Source organism: Komagataeibacter kakiaceti JCM 25156 (assembly GCF_000613305.1).
Window position 1 is genome coordinate 1 of sequence record NZ_BAIO01000262.1, and the last position, 3,236, is coordinate 3,236.

The 3,236-nt window shown below is 63.6% G+C and carries 2 protein-coding genes and 1 pseudogene; all 3 read right to left on the reverse strand.

Translation table 11 applies throughout. The features are described from left to right. On the reverse strand, positions 1–532 hold a 532-nt coding region (locus tag JCM25156_RS23945; protein ID WP_034959544.1), incomplete at its 3' end, for a thiamine pyrophosphate-binding protein. A gap of 115 nt (positions 533–647) precedes the next feature. Next, the gene (gene dld, locus JCM25156_RS11930; protein ID WP_084296509.1) at positions 648–2,381 is read right to left on the reverse strand and encodes a D-lactate dehydrogenase; all 1,734 of its coding nucleotides are present in this window, start codon (positions 2,379–2,381) and stop codon (positions 648–650) included. 198 nt (positions 2,382–2,579) lie between these two features. Next, a pseudogene (locus JCM25156_RS11940) lies at positions 2,580–3,236 on the reverse strand (thiamine pyrophosphate-dependent enzyme); the annotation flags it as partial.

The following is a 3,236-nucleotide window of genomic DNA, read 5'->3' on the forward strand; positions in this document are numbered from 1 at the left end:
GACGCGGGCAGGGCTGGGCGGAGATATTGCACGCGATCTCGATATAGGCGGGCTTCTTTTCCCGCAGGGCGGTGCGGATGGCATGGTCGATCAGGACCGGCGCGTCCTCCGCCGCCGTGATGGACACCGCCGCACAGGTCAGCCGCTTCGCGATTTCAAGCTGGTAGGAATAGTCCGGCGTGCCGATGGTATGGTGCAGGATATGCCCGCTGCCATGGTCGTTGGAATTGGGCGCGCCCGAAATCAGGATGACCGGCAGGTTCTCGGCATAGGCCCCGCCAATGGCGTTCAGCGCCGAAAGCGCGCCCACGCTGAAAGTGACGACCGCCGCCCCGGCCCCGCGCGCACGGGCATAGCCTTCGGCGCTGAAGCCGCAGTTGAGTTCGTTACAGCAATAGACCTGTTCCAGCCCCTCGATTTCCAGAAGCTGGTCCAGCAGGACGAGGTTGTAGTCACCCGCGACCGCGAAGTGATGGCCAAGCCCGATCTGCGCCAGACGTTCGCCCAGATAATGGCCCACTGTATATGTCATTATTGAGACTTTCCTTCCCTTGTGCGGGCGCATCGACACGCGCCCGCCCCCCATGGGGTGCAATGGATGGCCCGCACCGGGCCATCATGCCCGAAGCATGGCCCGGCGATGGTGCCTAGCCTACGCTTTCGGCAACCCAGTTCCGGCGTTTGGTCGCCTGGCCAATGCCCGGATTGAAACAGTTGCATGGATCAAGCTGGCGGTAATGGGCCAGCACGTCATCCGGCGCGCGATAGAGATGCCCGAAATTATGCTCCGCCGGATAGCGCGCGCCACGCCGGTCCAGCAGCGGCAGCATCCGGTGTTCAAGCGCCACGCAGTCATAGCCTTTGCGCACCACGTAATCCTGATGCATCACGTGGCACAGGAAATGGCCGTAATACAGCTTGACGATGATTTCATCCTCGATGTCCCTGGGCAGCACCTCGAACCAGTCACGGTCATTCCGCCGCAGCGCCACGTCCAGCGCGACGATGTTCTCGGTCGTGTCGGTATGGATGTCGCGGTAGCGTATGGCCGCGCCGGCGGCGGCGAAGCGGTGCAGGAACGCCTTGGCCCCCTCATCGGGGGTGCATTCGAAAAAGTCGCCTTCATGCGTTTCGAAATGGCTTTTCAGGAATTCCCGCGCTTCCTGCGCGCCTGACGCGCTGACCTTGAGCATCAGATGATGTTCGAAGCGGTCCCGATAGTCACGCATACGCGCGGGCAGGTGTTCGGGAAAGAGGTGGCTCAGGAACTGCATGCAGCGGTCACTGAAATGCCTGGGCAGGAAGCCCAGACGCCCCGCCACCCGGTCGAACGCGTTTTTCATGGCGAACAGCGCGGGCAGGCGCTTCGTGCCGATCAGCCGGATGATGACGAAGGTGTCCTTGCCGTATTTCTCGGCAATATTGAACGCGTCCCGATGCAGGTATTCCCCCGCGATCGGCAGTTCCGTGAAGGAAGACAGGATATGCCGCCGCACATCTTCCAGCACGTCGGTCCCGTTGGTACCTATATAGAAAACGACGGGGTTCTTCTCCGCCTCGAACGTATCGAGGCGGACGGCGAACAGCCCCAGCTTGCCCGCGCAGCCGGAGCCTTCATGCAGGCGGCGCAGGTCGGCGTTGTAGCGGGCCGGGGTATCGGCGTCCACGTCGCGCACATGGCGGGCGTAACCATCGTCATGCCCGCGCCCGGCATGCCAGTTGATGCTGGATTCGGGAAAATTGCCCGCCTCCACGCGCGTCAGGATCTCCTCGGGGTCGGCGCCGAGTTCGATGCCAAGATGGTTGACCAGTTGCAGTTCACCCGTGGGCGAGACCTGCGCGAACAGCGCCATGTCGGTATAGGCCGGGCCACGACGCACCAGCGCGCCGCCCGAATTGTTGCTGACGCCGCCAAACACCGAAGCCCCGATGCACGATGAGCCGATGACCGAATGCGGCTCGCGCCCGATGGGTTTGAGCCTGGTCTCAAGCTGGTCCAGCGTCGCGCCGGGCAGGCAGACAACCTGTTTGCCACCGCCGATCAGGTGGATCGTGCGCATGCGCATGCTGTGCACGATCACGATGTCACGGTCATAGGTGTCGCCATCCGGCGTGGAGCCACCGGTCAGCCCGGTATTGGCCGCCTGCATGATCACGATCACGCCCGCCTTCACACAGGCGCGCAGCACGCGCCACTGTTCAACCAGCGATCCGGGCATGACAACCGCAAGCGCGCGCCCTTCCCCGAAACGGAAGCCGCGCCGGTAGGGCAGGGTCGCCCCGTCTTCGGTCAGCACATGGGGGTGGCCGACAATGTTCCGGAGTTCCGTAACCAGTTCCGCACCTGCAGGCGATGACATGCCGTGTGCCTTGTTCAGCATTCCTTGCTTTCCTCAATGCCATGTCCCCGCCGCGCCGGGCCGTTGCAGGCCACGCCACGTGCGGGGAATGATGGCTGTCAGTCTGGCATGTCCGACGCCGGGGGACTTACGCATAAAATGCCGATGTCGCATGCCGGAAAGGACCGGCCCGCCCGCCGCGGGAATCAGGGGCCGGTTTTTCCCACCGCCACGTAATCCCTACGCGGCGGCCGATGTCTCGCCCAATGTCGCCAGAGGCTTCATGAGCAGGTGGTTCTGCGAATAATCGACCGGCACGGAAATCACTACCGGGCCTTCACATTCCATGGCTTCGCGCAGCGCCGCCGCCACGCCATCGGCGGAATGGACCGCGATGCCGCGCGCCCCGCACGAACGGGCGAACATGGCGAAGTCGATCGGCCCGAATTCCACGCCGGAACCACGGCCGTACTTCTTCTTCTCCTGCATCTCGACCATGTTGTAGGCCTGATCGACCCACACCATGTGGATGAGGTTGCACTTGAGCCGCACCGCCGTTTCCAGCTCCATGCACGACATCATGAACCCGCCATCGCCCGATATGGAAATGACCTTCTGCCCCGGATTGACCAGGCTTGCGGCGATTCCCCACGGCAGGCCGACGCCCATGGTCTGCTGGCCGTTGCTGATCAGCATCTGCCGCGCGCGGAAGGACAGCAGGTAGCGCGCCAGCCAGATATGGAAGGTGCCCATGTCCAGGCACATCGTGACATCGGGGGTGATGAACTGCTCAAGCTCGCGCACGATCTGGAGCGGATGCACGGCCACGTTGCTGGTGCCGCGCGCGCCGCCAGCGCGGACAGGCGGGTGGCGTGATACTGCGCCAGGATGTCCTCA

Excerpts from the sequence above, each read along its gene's own strand:
- dld (WP_084296509.1), bottom strand. The coding sequence starts at position 2,381 with ATGCTGAACAAGGCACACGGCATGTCATCGCCTGCAGGTGCGGAACTG.